Origin of the sequence: Sorangium sp. So ce394 (assembly GCF_051474665.1) — a bacterium.
GTDB lineage: Bacteria > Myxococcota_A > Polyangia > Polyangiales > Polyangiaceae > Sorangium > Sorangium cellulosum_D.
Genome location: NZ_CP150339.1, coordinates 800,702 through 817,935 on the forward strand (window position 1 = coordinate 800,702; position 17,234 = coordinate 817,935).

The 17,234-nt window shown below is 67.3% G+C and carries 11 protein-coding genes and 4 tRNA genes; all 15 read left to right on the forward strand.

Annotated elements, in window-relative coordinates; translation table 11 throughout:
* Nucleotides 1-26: 26 nt before the first annotated feature.
* The 15 genes from WMF33_RS03030 (at nt 27) to WMF33_RS03100 (ending at nt 17,226) form a co-directional block, all read left to right on the forward strand.
* Nucleotides 27-108: transfer RNA gene (locus WMF33_RS03030), tRNA-Tyr, on the forward strand.
* A gap of 74 nt (nt 109-182) precedes the next feature.
* Nucleotides 183-255, forward strand: a tRNA-Gly gene (locus WMF33_RS03035).
* Nucleotides 256-271: 16 nt separating this feature from the next.
* A tRNA-Thr gene (locus tag WMF33_RS03040) sits at nt 272-347 on the forward strand.
* Nucleotides 348-399: 52 nt separating this feature from the next.
* Nucleotides 400-1,590, forward strand: a complete 1,191-nt coding sequence (gene tuf, locus WMF33_RS03045) for an elongation factor Tu (RefSeq protein ID WP_020733175.1) — start codon at nt 400-402, stop codon at nt 1,588-1,590.
* Nucleotides 1,591-1,599: 9 nt separating this feature from the next.
* Nucleotides 1,600-1,770 carry a 50S ribosomal protein L33 gene (gene rpmG, locus WMF33_RS03050; RefSeq protein ID WP_020732607.1) on the forward strand — a complete coding sequence of 57 codons (171 nt, stop codon included), beginning with the start codon at nt 1,600-1,602 and terminating at the stop codon, nt 1,768-1,770.
* Between the two features lie 29 nt (nt 1,771-1,799).
* Nucleotides 1,800-1,872: transfer RNA gene (locus tag WMF33_RS03055), tRNA-Trp, on the forward strand.
* A gap of 186 nt (nt 1,873-2,058) precedes the next feature.
* Nucleotides 2,059-2,565 (forward strand): preprotein translocase subunit SecE, encoded by a 507-nt coding sequence (gene secE, locus WMF33_RS03060; protein WP_437335735.1) that lies wholly within the window; start codon nt 2,059-2,061, stop codon nt 2,563-2,565.
* 30 nt (nt 2,566-2,595) lie between these two features.
* On the forward strand, nt 2,596-3,126 hold the full coding sequence (gene nusG / locus WMF33_RS03065; protein ID WP_020732609.1) for a transcription termination/antitermination protein NusG: 531 nt from the start codon (nt 2,596-2,598) through the stop codon (nt 3,124-3,126).
* A 117-nt stretch (nt 3,127-3,243) separates the two neighbouring features.
* A complete protein-coding gene (rplK, locus tag WMF33_RS03070) occupies nt 3,244-3,687 on the forward strand; it encodes a 50S ribosomal protein L11 (RefSeq protein WP_061618350.1) in 444 nt (147 codons plus the stop codon).
* A 145-nt stretch (nt 3,688-3,832) separates the two neighbouring features.
* The gene (rplA, locus tag WMF33_RS03075; RefSeq protein WP_020732611.1) at nt 3,833-4,543 is read left to right on the forward strand and encodes a 50S ribosomal protein L1; all 711 of its coding nucleotides are present in this window, start codon (nt 3,833-3,835) and stop codon (nt 4,541-4,543) included.
* Between the two features lie 3 nt (nt 4,544-4,546).
* The gene (gene rplJ / locus WMF33_RS03080) at nt 4,547-5,077 is read left to right on the forward strand and encodes a 50S ribosomal protein L10 (RefSeq protein ID WP_061628734.1); all 531 of its coding nucleotides are present in this window, start codon (nt 4,547-4,549) and stop codon (nt 5,075-5,077) included.
* 98 nt (nt 5,078-5,175) lie between these two features.
* On the forward strand, nt 5,176-5,568 hold the full coding sequence (rplL, locus tag WMF33_RS03085; protein ID WP_061628733.1) for a 50S ribosomal protein L7/L12: 393 nt from the start codon (nt 5,176-5,178) through the stop codon (nt 5,566-5,568).
* 366 nt (nt 5,569-5,934) lie between these two features.
* Complete coding sequence (gene rpoB / locus WMF33_RS03090; RefSeq protein ID WP_437335736.1) at nt 5,935-10,071, forward strand: DNA-directed RNA polymerase subunit beta; 4,137 nt, start codon at nt 5,935-5,937, stop codon at nt 10,069-10,071.
* 141 nt (nt 10,072-10,212) lie between these two features.
* Complete coding sequence (rpoC, locus tag WMF33_RS03095; RefSeq protein ID WP_437335737.1) at nt 10,213-14,502, forward strand: DNA-directed RNA polymerase subunit beta'; 4,290 nt, start codon at nt 10,213-10,215, stop codon at nt 14,500-14,502.
* Between the two features lie 426 nt (nt 14,503-14,928).
* Nucleotides 14,929-17,226, forward strand: a complete 2,298-nt coding sequence (locus tag WMF33_RS03100; protein WP_437335738.1) for an HD domain-containing phosphohydrolase — start codon at nt 14,929-14,931, stop codon at nt 17,224-17,226.
* Nucleotides 17,227-17,234 lie beyond the last annotated feature (8 nt).

Genomic DNA, 17,234 nt, shown 5'->3' on the forward strand with positions numbered 1-17,234 from the left:
TACGGTAGAGAAAAGATAGAAAATCTGGAGGGTTGCCCGAGCGGCCAAAGGGAGCAGACTGTAAATCTGCCGGCAATGCCTACGATGGTTCGAATCCATCACCCTCCACCGGAGCGGTCGTTCGCTCCGACAGCGGTCCGACCAAGATGTAGATCCGCTGGGATCACTCCCGGCGGAGCCCCGCGGGTGTAGCTCAGTTGGTAGAGCGTCAGCCTTCCAAGCTGAACGTCGCCGGTTCGAACCCGGTCGCCCGCTCCGTGGTCGGTCGTTTGCCCACCTAGCTCAGTTGGCAGAGCACGTCCTTGGTAAGGACGAGGTCGTCGGTTCAATCCCGATGGTGGGCTCCAACGAGGACAGCGCAACGCAGTCGCGAACTTCATTTCGGCAGGAGACATCTCGATGGCCAAGGAGAAATTCACTCGTACGAAGCCGCACGTGAACGTGGGCACCATCGGCCACATCGACCACGGCAAGACCACGCTCACGGCCGCGCTCGTCAAGGTGCAGTCGAAGCGCCAGCTGGCGAAGGCGATCTCGTACGCCGACATCGCGAAGGGCGGGACGGTCCGTGACGAGACCAAGACGGTGACCATCGCGGCGGCGCACGTCGAGTACGAGTCCGAGAAGCGCCACTACGCGCACGTCGACTGCCCCGGGCACGCCGACTACATCAAGAACATGATCACGGGCGCGGCGCAGATGGACGGGGCGATCCTCGTCGTGTCGTCGCTCGACAGCGTGATGCCGCAGACGCGCGAGCACGTGCTGCTCGCCCGGCAGGTCGGCCTGAACCACATCGTCGTGTTCCTGAACAAGTGCGACGCCGTGGACGACCCGGAGATGCTGGACCTGGTCGAGATGGAGGTCCGCGAGCTCCTCTCGAAGTACAAGTTCGACGGCGACAACGCGCCGGTCGTCCGGGGCGCGTCGCTGCCGGCGCTGCAGGGCGACCCGAAGTGGGAGGAGACGATCCAGCAGCTGCTCAACGCGCTCGACAGCTACATCCCCGAGCCGGTGCGCGACATCGACAAGCCGTTCCTGATGGCGATCGAGGACGTGTTCTCGATCAAGGGCCGCGGCACGGTGGCCACGGGCCGCATCGAGCGCGGCGTGATCAAGGTCGGCGACGAGGTGCAGATCATCGGCTTCAAGGACACGAAGAAGTCGGTCGTGACCGGCGTCGAGATGTTCCGGAAGCTGCTCGACCAGGGGCAGGCGGGCGACAACGTCGGGTGTCTGCTCCGCGGCGTGGAGAAGGAAGAGATCGAGCGCGGCCAGGTGCTCGCGAAGCCCGGGTCGATCACGCCGCACACGAAGTTCACCGGTGAGGTGTACGTCCTCAAGAAGGAGGAGGGCGGGCGCCACACGCCGTTCTTCACCAACTACCGGCCGCAGTTCTACATCCGGACGACGGACGTGACCGGCACGGTGAACCTCCCCGAGGGGGTGAAGATGGTGATGCCGGGCGACAACATCACGATGACGATCGAGCTCATCGCCCCGGTCGCGCTGGAGGAGCAGATGCGCTTCGCCATCCGCGAGGGCGGCAAGACGGTGGGCGCCGGCGTCGTCACCAAGATCCTCGCGTAGGAGGCCGACGTGGGCGAGCAGGCCGGTGGGTGGCGTGCGGCGCGCATCGCCGTCTCACTGGCCTGCTGCGAGTGCAAGTCGCGGAACTACAAGACCACGAAGGCGCCCGACCAGGTGGTTTCGCTCAAGAAGTTCTGCAAGCAGTGCAAGAAGCACACGGTTCACAACGAGACGAAGTGAACGGGTGCTCAGGAAGGCGCAGCGATTCTAGGGGTATAGCTCAGTTGGTAGAGCAGCGGATTCCAAATCCGCAGGTCGGGAGTTCGAGCCTCTCTGCCCCTGCCGGGGAATGTGGGCGCCCAGGGGGCGCCCTCGGAGCCCCATCGAGCAGGCTTCTGTCTGCCGCGGGCCGGCGCGTTTGGTGTGGTTATGGCGAAGAGTCAAGAAGACAAGCAAACGCCGAAGGTCGCGGAGGATGGGGAGCCGGACGAATCTGGAGCGCCCGCGCCCGCTGAAGCGTCGTCCCTCGTGACGCAAGGCGAGGAGCCGGGGACCGCTGACGCCGAGGCGCAGCGCGAGGACGCCGAGGAAGCCGAGGAAGAGGTCGCGGCCACGCAGCTCGGGACCGAGCGCTATGTGCTCGCCGGCTTCTTCGCCTCCGGGATGCTGCTCGCTTACCTGCTCGGCAAGGTCATCCACGGCGTCTGGGCGACCCTCTCCAACAAGGACTGGTTCAGCCGAACGCTGCCGGCGGTCTCCGCGGTGGGTGACGACGACAAGACGACCTACGGCATGGTCGTCGGCGGCGTCATCGCGGTCATCGTCGTCCTGCGTGCGTTCCGCAACGCGGAGCTCCGCACCTGGAGCGACGAGGTCGCCGCCGAGCTGGCGAAGGTGAAGTGGCCGACCAAGAAAGAGGTCACGAACGCGACGTTCGTCGTCATCGCGACGACCACCGTGGCGACCCTCTACCTGGCGCTGCTCGACCGCTTCTGGGCGTTCGTGACCAACATCGTTTATGGCGATGGAAGCTGAAGCAGGGGGATCCTGAGGGAATCAAGCGCCATGGCCAAGAAGTGGTACGTCATCCATACCTACTCGGGATACGAGGCGAAGGTGCGCGACGCGCTCCAGCAGCGCGTGAAGCAGTACGGACTGGAAGATCGGTTCGGTGAGATCCTCATCCCGAGCGAGACGGTCACGGAGAACCGCCCCGGCGGCAAGACGCGCGTCCGTCAGAAGCTCAGCTTGCCCGGCTACATCTTCGTCGAGATGGAGATGAACGAGCAGGTCTGGCACCTGGTCAAGGACACGCCCAAGGTGACCGGCTTCATCGGCAACCAGACGCCGCAGGAAGTCCCGCTGGTGCAGATCGACAACCTCCGGCGGGGCATCGTCGAGGGGTCGGTCAAGCCGAAGCCGCGGCTCACGTTCGAGGTTGGTGAGGAGGTGCGGGTCCTGGACGGGGCGTTCGCGAACTTCACCGGCACGGTCGACGACGTGAAGATGGACAAGCAGAAGCTCAAGGTGAAGGTCAGCATTTTCGGCCGACCCACCAGCGTGGAGCTCGACTTCTCAGCCGTGGAGAAGCGCTAGCCGGGGGCGAACGGCTGCAAACCTGCGGGCGAGCGCCGCGCCTCCGCGGCGCTCCGCTGTTTCTCTGAAAAGTAGACCGCCCGTCGGGCGGCGGTTCGATAGGGTGCGAGATTCATCATGGCGAAGAAAGTCACTGGGTACGTGAAGCTGCAGCTTCCGGCGGGCAAGGCCAACCCGTCGCCCCCCGTCGGTCCGGCGCTCGGCCAGCACGGCGTCAACATCATGGCGTTCTGCAAGGACTTCAACTCGCGGACGGCAGCGCAGGGAGACATGATCATCCCGGTGGTGATCACGGTCTACTCGGATCGCTCGTTCACGTTCATCCTGAAGACGCCGCCGGCCTCCGTCCTCCTCAAGAAGGCGGCGGGGCTCGAGACCAAGAAGAAGCCGGGCGCGGGCTCCAAGGAGCCCAACAAGGTCAAGGTGGGCAAGGTCACGCAGAAGCAGCTGCAGGAGCTCGCCCAGCTCAAGATGCAGGACATGAACACGACGAACCTCGAGTCCGCGATGCGCAGCATGGCGGGCACCGCCCGCTCGATGGGCATCGACATCGTCGACTGAGGTGCGTCGCAGCGCTCCCCGCGGTCGGGGATGCGCGCCGCCTGGCGGCGCTCCGAGGAGGGCGCCCCGGCGGACGGGATAGAAGACTTACCACGGTAGTTTAAGGCGCACCGTGGGAGGCGAGAGCCGTTAAGAAGGAGGGCATGTGCCGAAAGTCGCCAAGAAGAAACTCGCAGCGCGGGCAGTCGTCGACCGCGCTCGAAAGTACACGTTGCAGGAGGCCTGCGCGCTCGTGAAGCAAGCCGCGCCTGCCAAGTTCGACGAGACGGTGGACCTCGCGGTCCGGCTGGGGGTCAACCCACGGCACGCAGACCAGATGGTCCGCGGCGCCGTGGTGCTCCCGCATGGTACGGGGCAGTCGCTCCGGGTGCTGGTGTTCGCCAAGGGCGAGAAGGCCAGGGAGGCCGAGGCTGCCGGGGCCGATTTTGTCGGCGAGGCGGATCTCGTGAACAAGGTCCAGGAAGGCTTCATGGACTTTGACCGCGTGATCGCGACGCCCGACATGATGGGCCTGGTGGGCAAGCTCGGCCGTATTCTCGGTCCGCGCGGCCTGATGCCGAACCCCAAGGTCGGGACGGTCACGTTCGACGTGAAGACGGCCATCACCGAGGCCAAGGCCGGCAAGGTCGAGTACCGCGTCGAGAAGGCGGGCATCGTGCACGCCCGGATCGGCAAGGTCTCCTTCGCGGAGGGCGCGCTCCAGGTCAACGCGGACGCGCTGATCCAGGCGCTCGTCCGGGCCAAGCCGGCGACGGCCAAGGGCATCTACCTCCGGAGCATCACGATGTCCTCGACGATGGGCCCGGGGGTTCGCATCGACCCGGTCCACTTCATCGGCAAGGCAGAGGAGGCGTAGCCCATGGAACGGTCCCAAAAGGAAGAGGTCGTCGGCTCCGTCCGGCAGAAGTTCGAGCGGATGTCTTCCGCGGTCTTCCTGGACTTCAAGGGGATGAACGTCGAGGCGGTCACCAAGCTTCGCGATGAGTTCCGGAAGTCCGGCGTGGAGTACCGGGTCGTGAAGAACACGCTCGTCCGCCACGCCATCAAGGAGCACCCCTGGGCGAACACGCTGGCGAAGAGCCTGACCGGCATGACCGGCGTGGCCTGGAGCTACGAGGATCCGAGCGCGGCAGCCAAGGTCGTCAAGGCGTTCCGCAAGGACAACCAGAAGCTCCAGATCAAGGCCGGGCTCATCGAGGGGCAGATCCTCTCCGGCGACGCCGTCGAGACGCAGCTCGCGACGATGCCCGGCAAGGATGAGCTCCGCGCCACGCTGCTCGCGACGCTCCAGGCGCCGCTCCAGCAGTTCGTGCAGCAGCTCAACGCGCCTCTCCAGAATTTCGCCTATCTCCTGAAGGCGAAGGAAGACGCGGCGGGCACATCGGGCTGAGGCGGCCCCTTTCGTAAAAATGGGCCTTGCGCCCGTCTGGTTTTGGTTTACATGGCCCCCTCCCCGGGGCGCGCAGAAGAGTTTGAAGGAGTCTTGCAATGGCTGAGATCACGCGCGAGCAGGTCGTCGATTACCTCTCCAACCTCCCTGTCATCCAGATCGCCGAGCTCATCAAGGACCTCGAGAACAAGTGGGGCGTCAAGGCCGCCCCGGCGGCGGTCGCCGTCGCGGCCGGCGGCGCTGCCCCCGGCGCTGCTCCGGCCGAGAAGCCGCCGGAGCAGACCGAGTTCGACGTCATCCTCGCGAACGCCGGCAGCAACAAGATCGGCGTGATCAAGGCGATCCGCGAGATCACGGGTCTGGGCCTGAAGGAGGCGAAGGACCTGGTCGAGGCCGCGCCGAAGACCGTCAAGGAGCAGGTTTCCAAGGCGGACGCGGAGGAGATGAAGAAGAAGCTCGTCGAGGCAGGTGCTACCGTCGAGCTCAAGTAACGATCACCGCTCCCTGCCAGGGGAAATCGGGATCCGCCGGAGGACGGCGGCAGGGCGATCGTCCCTGCCGCACGTCCCGCTTTTGTCTGAAGAAAGGGGCCGCGCGTGCGGGCCCTCGCGCAACGCTGAAGAGGACCGCGGGTACGGGTCCTCGGTCAATTCTGAAGAGGACCGCGGGTGCGGGTCCTCGACCAATGCCGGAGCTCAATGGGTCGCCACGCGGTCCGCTCTGCCCCCACAACCAAGATGTTTTGGGTCCCCACATGCTGGGGACGCTCGCTCGCCATTGGTGCGTAGCTTCGTGTTCGTTGCTCGGTTCGAGCCGTGCGCCCGCCCCGCGCGGCTCGTGTGAGCCGGAGGAAATCGATGCCGTCGGTCGTCCAATCCAACTTCCGCGTCCGTAAGAACCTGGGTCGCGTTCGTCGCATCATCGACGTCCCCAACCTGATCGACATCCAGAAGTCGAGCTACGACAAATTCCTCCAGATGTCCGTTCCGCCGAACGAGCGGGAGGAGGTCGGGCTTCAGGCGGTGTTCCGCTCGGTCTTCCCGATCAAGGACTTCAACGGCACGAGCGAGCTCGTCTTCGTCTCGTACAACCTCGAGCCGCCGAAGTACGACGTCGACGAGTGTCGCCAGCGCGGCATGACCTACTCGGCCCCGATCAAGGTCACGAACCAGCTGATGATCTACGACACCCGCGACGGCGGGGAGCGGATCGTGCGCGACATCAAGGAGCAGGAGGTCTACTTCGGCGAGCTCCCGCTGATGACCGAGACGGGCACGTTCATCATCAACGGGACCGAGCGCGTCGTCGTCAGCCAGCTGCACCGCAGCCCCGGCGTCTTCTTCGACCACGACAAGGGCAAGACGCACTCGAGCGGCAAGCTGCTCTACTCCGCGCGCGTCATCCCGTACCGCGGCTCGTGGCTCGACTTCGAGTTCGACCCGAAGGACATCATCTACGTGCGCATCGATCGGCGGCGGAAGATGCACGCGACCGTGCTGCTGCGCGCGCTCGGGTACTCGACGCAGGACCTGCTGAACTACTTCTATTCGACCGAGACCGTGTACCTGGAGAAGGGGGGCAAGTACTCGAAGAGCATCGAGTACGATCTCCTGGCCGGTCAGCGGACGACGCGCGACATCAAGATTGGCAACGACGTCATCGTCAAGAAGAACACGAAGTTCACCCGCGCCGCCATCCGGAAGATGAAGGAGGCGAAGCTCGAGCGGCTCAGCCTCGAGCCGGAGGAGCTCGTCGGGAAGGTCGCCGCGCACGACATCGTCGACCCGGAGACGGGCGAGGTCGTGGTCGAGGTCAACGAGGAGCTCACCGAGGCGAAGCTCGAGCGGCTGCGCGACGCGAACATCGAGCAGTTCCGCATCCTCTTCATCGATGGCCTGAACGTGGGCTCGTACCTCCGCGACACGCTCCTCACCGACAAGGTGAAGACGATGGAGGACGCGATCCTCGAGATCTACCGCCGGCTGCGGCCGGGCGATCCTCCGACGCTCGAGACCGCGAAGACCCTGTTCCACAACCTGTTCTTCAACGCCGAGCGCTACGACCTCTCGAAGGTCGGCCGGCTGAAGCTGAACTACAAGTTCTACCGGGACGTCCCCGAGGACGAGCGGCCGGGGCTCGATCTCACCGTGCTCACGCCGCAGGACATCCTGGAGACGGTGCGCCACCTGATCGAGCTGAAGAACGGGCGCGGCTCGGTCGACGACATCGACCACCTCGGCAACCGCCGCGTCCGCGCGGTCGGCGAGCTGATGGAGAATCAGTATCGCATCGGCCTCGTCCGCATGGAGCGCGCGATCAAGGAGCGCATGAGCATGTCGCAGGAGATCGACACGCTCATGCCCCACGACCTGATCAACGCGAAGCCCGTCAGCGCGGTCGTGAAGGAGTACTTCGGGAGCTCGCAGCTCTCGCAGTTCATGGACCAGACCAACCCGCTCTCCGAGGTCACCCACAAGCGCCGGCTCTCGGCGCTCGGGCCGGGCGGCCTCACCCGCGAGCGGGCCGGGTTCGAGGTGCGCGACGTCCACGCGACCCACTACGGGCGCATCTGCCCGATCGAGACGCCGGAAGGCCCGAACATCGGCCTCATCGCGTCGCTGTCGACGTTCGCCCGCGTGAACGAGTTCGGCTTCGTCGAGACGCCGTACCGCAAGGTCGAGAACGGCCGCGTGACCGAGGACGTGATCTGGCTCTCCGCGCTCGAGGAAGAGGGCAAGTACATCGCGCAGGCGACGGTGAACCTCGACGAGAGCGGGCGCTTCAAGGAGTCGCTCGTCTCGGCCCGCTACAACGGCGAGTTCAAGATCGTCACGCCCGAGATGGTGGAGCTCATGGACGTCGCGCCGAACCAGATGGTGTCGGTCGCCGCCGCGCTCGTGCCCTTCCTCGAGCACGACGACGCGAACCGCGCGCTCATGGGCGCCAACATGCAGCGCCAGGCCGTGCCGCTCGTCCAGTCGCACGCGCCGCTCGTGGGCACCGGCATGGAGGAGCGGCTCGCCCGCGACTCCGGCGTCTGCGTGATCGCGCGGCGCCCCGGCGTCGTCGAGAGCGTCGACGCGACGCGCATCGTCGTCCGGGCCGAGGGCGAGGGCGCCGAGGTGCCGGACATCTACCACCTCATGAAGTTCCAGCGCTCGAACCAGTCGACCTGCTACACGCAGAAGCCGGTCGTCCGGACGGGCGAGGTGGTGAAGAAGGGCGACGTGCTCGCCGACGGCCCGTCGACGGACATGGGCGAGCTCGCGCTCGGCCAGAACGTGCTCGTCGCGTTCATGCCGTGGCAGGGCTACAACTTCGAGGACTCCATCCTCGTGTCCGAGCGCATCGCCAAGGACGACGTGTTCACCTCGATTCACATCGAGGAGTTCGAGTGCGTCGCCCGCGACACGAAGCTCGGCAAGGAGGAGATCACCCGCGACATCCCGAACGTCGGCGAGGAGGCGCTCAAGGACCTCGACGACTCCGGCATCGTCCGCATCGGGGCCGAGGTGCGCCCGGGCGACATCCTGGTCGGCAAGATCACCCCGAAGGGCGAGACCCAGCTCTCGCCCGAGGAGAAGCTGCTCCGGGCGATCTTCGGCGAGAAGGCCGGCGACGTGCGCGACAGCTCGCTCAAGGTGCCGCCCGGCGTCGGCGGGATCGTCATCAACGCCCGCGTGTTCTCGCGCAAGGGGACCGAGAAGGACGACCGCGCGCGGGACATCGAGGACCAGGAGCGGGCCCGGATCGAGCGGACGCGCGACGAGGAGATCAAGATCCTCCGCGACTCGTTCTTCCGCCGCATCCGCGAGCTCCTCCTCGGCAAGGAGGCGACGGGCAAGCTCGTCGACGACAAGGGCAAGGTGCTCTTCCAGAAGGGCGCCATCATCGACGAGGCCTCCCTCGCCGAGATCCCCCGCAAGTACTGGGGCGAGATCCCCGTCGACGACGCCGAGCGGGTCCAGCAGATCCTGCGGGACCTCGAGGAGCTCGTCCGCACGCGCGAGGAGCACTTCCGGGACAAGATCGATCGCCTGTCCAAGGGCGACGAGCTGCCGCCGGGCGTCATCAAGATGGTGAAGGTCTATATCGCCATCAAGCGCAAGCTCCAGGTCGGCGACAAGATGGCGGGCCGCCACGGCAACAAGGGCGTCATCAGCCGCATCCTCCCCGAGGAGGACATGCCGTACCTGCAGGACGGCAGGCCGGTCGATCTCGTGCTCAACCCGCTCGGCGTGCCGAGCCGCATGAACGTCGGTCAGATCCTCGAGATCCACCTCGGGTGGGGCGCCTTCGAGCTCGGCAACCAGCTCCAGCGGATGCTCGAGCAGCAGCGGTCGAGCGCCGAGATCAAGGAGCACCTCAAGGCCATCTACGCGGGCGACGAGTCGATGAGCGGCTTCTTCGACGACCTCGAGGACGGCGACGTCAAGCGCTTCGTCAAGACGGTCGACGAGGGCGTCTTCATGGGATCGCCGGTGTTCGACGGCGCGCACGAGTCGGACATCAAGGGCGCGCTCGAGCTCGCGGGCCTCCCGACCTCGGGCCAGGCGATCCTCTTCGACGGGCGCACGGGCGAGGCGTTCGATCAGAACGTCACGGTGGGCATCATGTACATGCTGAAGCTCCACCACCTCGTCGACGACAAGATCCACGCGCGCTCGATCGGGCCTTACTCGCTCGTCACGCAGCAGCCCCTCGGCGGCAAGGCGCAGTTCGGCGGGCAGCGGCTCGGCGAGATGGAGGTCTGGGCGATGGAGGCCTACGGCGCGGCCTACGCGCTGCAGGAGTTCCTCACCGTGAAGAGCGACGACGTGATGGGCCGCACCCGGATGTACGAGGCCATCGTGAAGGGGGATTACACCCTGGAGGCGGGGCTGCCGGAGAGCTTCAACGTGCTCATCAAGGAGCTCCAGTCGCTGTGCCTGAACGTGGAGCTGGTCGAGACGAGCGGAGGCGTGGAGGCCTCGGCCGCGGAGGAAGAGGAGTGATGCAGTTCGTCACGTCGCGAGCGCCGCGCGCCCGGTCGGTGATGGCGGGGGAGGCGCGCCGCGCGGGCGGCGCGCCCCCGAAGGCCGACTCGGTGGGCGCTGGCAGGTTCATCGGTATCGTTTCCGTCTCCGGAGGTCTCCATGCGTGACATCTTCAGCTTCTTCGAGAAGCCCAAAGACCCGCTCTCGTTCAGCGCCATCCGCATCTCGCTCGCGAGCCCGGAGAAGATCCGCGAGTGGTCGCACGGCGAGGTGAAGAAGCCGGAGACCATCAACTACCGGACGTTCAAGCCGGAGCGCGATGGTCTGTTCTGCGCCAAGATCTTCGGGCCGGTGAAGGACTACGAGTGCAACTGCGGCAAGTACAAGCGCATGAAGCACCGTGGCATCGTGTGCGAGAAGTGCGGCGTCGAGGTCATCCAGTCGAAGGTCCGCCGCGAGCGGCTCGGGCACATCTCGCTGGCCACGCCGGTCGCCCACATCTGGTTCCTGAAGAGCCTGCCGTCGCGCATCGGCAACATGCTCGACATCACGCTCAAGGACCTGGAGAAGGTGCTCTATTGCGAGGCCTACATCGTCATCGATCCGAAGGAGACCGGCCTCATGAGGGGCGATCTCCTGAGCGAGGAGCGCTACCTGCAGCTGCTCGACGAGTACGGTGACGACAAGTTCAGCGCCGGCATGGGCGGCGAGGCGATCCTCGAGATGCTCAAGCAGGTCGACGTGCACGGCCTGGCCGAGCTGCTCAGGACGGAGATGCGCGCCGCGACCAGCGAGGCCAAGCGGAAGAAGCTCGCGAAGCGGCTCAAGGTCGTCGAGGCCTTCCGCGAGAGCGGCAATCGGCCGGAGTGGATGATGCTGACCGTGATCCCGGTGCTGCCGCCGGATCTGCGCCCGCTCGTCCCCCTGGACGGCGGCCGCTTCGCGACCAGCGATCTCAACGACCTCTACCGCCGCGTCATCAACCGCAACAACCGCCTGAAGCGGCTCCTCGAGCTGAACGCGCCGGAGATCATCATCCGGAACGAGCGCCGGATGCTGCAGGAGGCCGTCGACGCGCTGTTCGACAACGGCCGCCGCGGCAAGACGATCACCGGCCCGAACAAGCGCCCGCTCAAGTCGCTCTCCGACATGCTGAAGGGCAAGCAGGGCCGGTTCCGCCAGAACCTGCTCGGCAAGCGCGTCGACTACTCGGGCCGCTCGGTCATCGTCGTGGGCCCGACGCTGCGCCTGCACCAGTGCGGCCTGCCCAAGAAGATGGCGCTCGAGCTCTTCAAGCCGTTCATCTACAACAAGCTGGAAGAGCGCGGCTACGTCAACACCATCAAGAGCGCGAAGAAGATGGTGGAGAAGGAGCGGCCGGAGGTCTGGGACATCCTCGAGGAGGTCATCAGCGAGCACCCGGTGCTCCTGAACCGCGCCCCGACGCTCCACCGCCTCGGCATCCAGGCGTTCGAGCCGGTCCTCATCGAGGGCAAGGCGATCCAGCTGCACCCGCTCGTCTGCGCGGCGTTCAACGCCGACTTCGACGGCGACCAGATGGCGGTCCACGTGCCGCTGTCGGTCGAGGCGCAGATGGAGGCGCGCGTGCTCATGATGAGCACGAACAACATCCTCTCGCCCGCGAGCGGCAAGCCGATCATCAACCCGACGCAGGACATCGTGCTCGGGCTCTATTACGCGACCCGCGAGCGCAAGTTCGAGAAGGGGTCGTTCCGCGCCGACACCCTCTCCTTCGGCGAGGACGGCGTGGCGCAGGGCTACCTGCGGGGCATCTACGCCTCCCCCGAGGAGGTGCGGATGGCGTACGACAACGGCGAGGTCGCGCTGCACGCCGGCATCCGCGTCCGCGTGCCGATCATCGACGACGACGGCAACCCGCAGCTCGACGAGTTCGGCCACGTGAAGCGCCGCATCGTCGAGACCACGGTGGGCCGCGTCATCATCTCCGAGGTCCTCCCGAAGGGGGTCGCGTTCGAGTACGCGAACAAGACCCTCGACAAGAAGGCGCTCTCGGCGCTCATCGACGTCTGCTACCGCATCCACCGCAACAAGGAGACCGTCCTCCTCGCGGACCGGCTCCGCACGCTCGGCTTCGACCACGCGATGCGGGCGGGCATCTCCATCTGCATGGATCACATGGTGATCCCGCCGGCCAAGAAGGTCCTCCTCGGCGAGGCGCAGAAGGAGGTCGAGCGCGTCGTCGAGCAGTATCAGGAGGGGCTCATCACCGACGGCGAGCGGTACAACAAGATCGTCGACATCTGGGCGAGCATCGCCGACCAGGTCACGACCGAGATGATGGCCGGCATCGGCAAGGAGACGGTCGTCGACCACGAGACGGGCAAGGAGTCGATCGAGCCGAGCTTCAACCCGATCTACATCATGGCCGACTCCGGCGCGCGCGGCTCCACGCAGCAGATCCGGCAGCTGGCCGCGATGCGCGGCCTGATGGCCAAGCCGTCCGGCGAGATCATCGAGACGCCGATCACCGCGAACTTCCGCGAGGGTCTCAGCGTGCTCCAGTACTTCATCTCGACGCACGGCGCGCGTAAGGGCCTCGCCGACACCGCGCTCAAGACGGCGAACTCGGGTTACCTCACCCGCCGGCTCGTCGACGTGGCGCAGGACGCGGTCATCTCCGAGTTCGACTGCGGCACGCTCGACGGCATCCGCGTGGCGAAGCTCGAGGAGGCCGGCGAGGTCATCCAGCCGCTCGGCGACCGCATCCTCGGCCGCGTCGCGCTGGAGGACGTGGTCGACCCGCTCACCGGCGAGGTGCTCATCACGGCGAACACCGAGCTCGACGAGCAGGCGGTGCGGTCCATCGAGGACGCCGGCATCGAGGAGGTCGTCATCCGCTCGGTGCTCACGTGCCAGCTCCGCCGCGGGGTGTGCGCGCTGTGCTACGGCCGCGACCTCGCGCGCGGCTACCGGGTCAACATCGGCGAGGCGGTGGGCATCATCGCCGCCCAGTCGATCGGCGAGCCGGGCACGCAGCTCACGATGCGCACCTTCCACATCGGCGGCACCGCGGCGCGCGGCAAGATCGAGGCGAGCTACCTCGAGGCCCGCACCGAGGGCACCGTCCGCCTCCGCCGCGCGGTCGTCCAGAAGAAGAAGGACGGCACCATGGTGGTCATGAACCGCCACGGCGAGATCGTGGTCGTCGACGAGACGGGGCGCGAGCGCGAGCACAACCGCCTCGTCTACGGCGCCATCCTCAAGAAGGCCGACGGCGAGCGCACCAAGCCCGGCGAGCTGCTCGCCGAGTGGGACCAGTTCGCGACGCCGATCCTCACCGAGGTCTCCGGCGTGGTGAAGTTCGGCGACCTCATCGAGGGCGTCAGCGTGCAGGATCGCCTCGACGAGGTGACGGGCCTCTCGCGAAAGGTCGTCATCGAGTCGAAGGCGGCCGACGTCCGCCCGCGCATCTCGCTGAAGGACCCCGAGTCCGGCAGGACGCTGAAGCTCCCGAACAGCGAGCTCGAGGCGCGCTACCTGCTCCCCGTCGGCGCGCACATCGTCGCGCAGGAGGGGGATCTCATCGAGGCCGGCGAGGTCATCGCGAAGATCCCGCGCGACACGACGAAGGTGCAGGACATCACCGGCGGTCTGCCCCGCGTCGCCGAGCTGTTCGAGGCCCGGAAGCCCAAGGATCACGCCATCATCAGCGAGATCGACGGCGAGGTCACGTTCGGCAAGGACACGAAGGGCAAGCGGAAGGTCATCATCACGCCGTACTCGCCGGACGGGCATGCGCTCGGCGATCAGGCGCGCGAGTACCTGATCCCCAAGGGCAAGCACATTCAGGTGCAGCCGGGCGACCGGGTGCGCGCGGGTGATCCGCTCCAGGACGGCCCGCCGAACCCGCACGACATCCTCCGGGTGAAGGGCGAGAAGGAGCTGTCGGCCTGGCTCGTGAACGAGATCCAGCAGGTCTACCGGCTCCAGGGCGTCGGCATCAACGACAAGCACATCGAGGTCATCGTCCGGCAGATGCTCCGGCGCGTCCGCGTGCGCGAGGTCGGCGATACGAACTTCCTGGTCGACGAGCAGGTGGAGAAGCACATCTTCGAGAAGGAGAACGAGAACGTCATCGAGCGCGGCGGCAAGCCCGCCATCGCCGAGGCGCTCCTCCTCGGCATCACCAAGGCCAGCCTGTCGACCGAGTCGTTCATCAGCGCCTCGTCGTTCCAGGAGACGACCAAGGTGCTCACCGAGGCCGCGATCAACGGCAAGACGGACGATCTCCGCGGTCTGAAGGAGAACGTCATCATGGGTCGCCTGATCCCGGCAGGGACGGGTCTGCCCGCCTACAAGCGCCTCCAGGTCGTGGTCGAGGGCGAGCCGGTGGTGCAGGCGCCGTACGTCGCCCCGCGGCCGCGCCCCGAGGAGACGGCGCCGCTCACGGCGGTGAACGAGGAGTGACGACCGCCGGCGCGCCCGGGCGGGGCCTACCCCCGCCTCCGGGCGCGCCGCCCGGCACCCAGTTCCCGAGCGCGCCGCCCGGCACCCCAGTCACCGGGCGCGCCGCCCCGGGGCCGCTTTCCTCTCCCAGCCCTGAGCTTGCCGGCCTGGCGGAACGCGCCGGACGTGGCGTGAGCGCCTACCCGGGGTCAGTCTTCATCGCCACGTAGCAGCGCGTCGGGTCGAGCGGGACCTCGGGGGCCAACCGGCGCTGGCCGGGATGTTCACGGGGCTCGCGCACCGCTCCGAGCTCTGCTCTCATTCATCGAGCGCACCCCATGGCGGATACGCCGCGAGCGGCTGGCCAGCTTTCCCCGCGTGCTTTCGTTCCGCGAGGGTTCTTGGGCGCGCGCCTACCTCCAATTTCTGAGTAGAATCAGGGTTTCGATGGCTTCCGTTCAAGGATTGAACCAGCGGATTGCCGATCGCCTCGTCCTCGAGGGGCGCATCACCCCGGACGACCATCGTCGCGCGGTGGAGTACGCGATGCGGACCCGCGGCCGCATCGAGGACGCCATCATCGAGCTCGATATCGTCAACGAGGCCGAGCTCCTGAAGTTCATCGCGACCGTCCACAACACCCGCTTCGTCTCGACCGAGAAGCTCTCGAAGGCGATCATCGAGCCCCGCGTGCTCGCCAAGGTCTCGGCGATCACCGCGACGTTGCACGGCGTCTTTCCGGTCCTGCTCGACGAGCGGAACACGACGCTGTCGGTCGCGACCGCGGATCCCGACAACGACGCCGCGCTGCACGAGATCCGGCTGGCCGCGGGCGTGCGGGACGTACGCGCCATCGTCGCCCGGCCGGCGGCGGTGCGCGCGGCCATCGCCTACCATTACCGGGGCGACACGACCGCCTTCAATTCGCTGCTGCGGCCGGTCAGCTCGTTCGACGAGATCCTCTACAACAACAACAGCAATCCGTTCGAGCGTACGTCGATGACGTACGAGCGCGCGTCGATCCCCGATCGCACGTCGATGACGCACGTGCCGGCTGCGCAGCCGATGCACCCGCAGGCGACGATGCACGGCCAGCCGGCGCACGCGACGCCCGCGCATCCGCAGGCGACGATGCACGGGCAGGCGACGATGCACGGGCAGGCGACGATGCACGGGCAGCCGATGCACGGGCAGGCGACGATGCACGGGCAGCCGGCGCACGCGCAGCCGATGCACGGCCCGCCGGCGCTCGCCTCCATCCCTGCGCCGCTCGCCGCGACGCCGCAACCTCCGGCGGTGATGCGGGGGCCCGCCGCGCCCGCCGCGCCGCCGCGCGCGGCCCCGGCTGGCCCCCCGCCCACGCCGGTGCCGCCCTCGCCGCCCCCTCAGCCGCAGGTCGCCCCGGTCTCCGTGCCGGTCGCGGCGCCCCCGCCGCCGCCGCACCCGACCACGAGCCACGCGTACGTCGAGACGCTGAACGTCCTCGTGAGCCTGCTCGAGAACGCGCGCCAGGACCTCCGGGGCCACTCCTCCACGGTCGCGCGCATCGTCCGCAAGCTCTGCGAGCGCATCGGCCTGCCGCCGACGACGGTCGCGAGCTATGTGGCCTCGGCGTACCTGCACGACCTCGGCAAGAACGGCCCGTACCACCTCACCGCGCTCAACGTGGCCGAGTACGAGGGGCACCGCCTCGCCGCGACGAAGAGCGTCGACCTCCCCGCGCACCTCATGGAGTCGGTGGGGCTGCCGCAGGAGGTCGTCTCCGCGATCAGCCTGATGTACGAGCGCTACGACGGCAGCGGCTTCCCCGACGGCCTGTCCGGCAAGGAGATCCCGCTCGGCGCGCGCATCCTCGCGGTCGCGGACACCTACGCCGACCTCACCCAGAACCCGCGCAACCCCTACCGCAAGGCGCTCCGCCCGCCCGAGGCGTGCGACGTGCTCGCCCAGTACCGCGGCACCATCTTCGATCCGAACATCGTCGACCTCTTCCGCCAGGTCATGACCGGCGACGACATGCGCGCGAAGCTCCTCTCCGACCGGCACCAGGCGCTCATCGTCGACCCGGATCCCGAGGAGACGACGGTGCTCGAGCTGCGGCTCCTCGAGCAGGGGTTCGAGGTCTCGATCGCGCGCAACGTGGCGCAGGCGCGGCGCGAGCTCGAGACGAAGGACATCGAGGTGGTCGTCAGCGAGATCGATCTCGAGGAGCCCGACGCCGGCCTCGCGCTCCGCGCCGACGCGCTGAAGCTCGGCTTCGGCCGCGACAAGACGTGGGTCATCCTCACCGCGAAGACCGACCGGCAGACCGCCCAGCGCGCCTTCGATCTCGGCGTCGACGACTTCGTCTCGAAGCCGGCGTCGACCGACGTCATGGCCGCCAAGCTCCGCCAGCTCATCGAGCGGCGCTCCTCGACCGCCGCCCCGCGCGGCGTGTCCGGCTCGCTCGCCGAGATGGGCCTGCCGGACATGATCCAGATCCTCTGGCACGGCCGGAAGACGTGCGCGCTCAAGATCCAGGCGAACTCCATGGCCGGCGAGATCCACTTCGCCGACGGGCAGGTCGTCCACGCGCTCTGGGCCGGCGCGCAGGGCGAGGACGCGTTCTACAGGATGCTCACGCTGCGCGAGGGCGACTTCCGCCTCGACCCGACCTTCTCGCCCAGCACGCGCAGCATCACCGCCTCGCCCGAGGCGCTGCTCCTCGAAGGGATGCGCCGCCTCGACGAGGGGACCCTGTCGTAGGCGCGCCG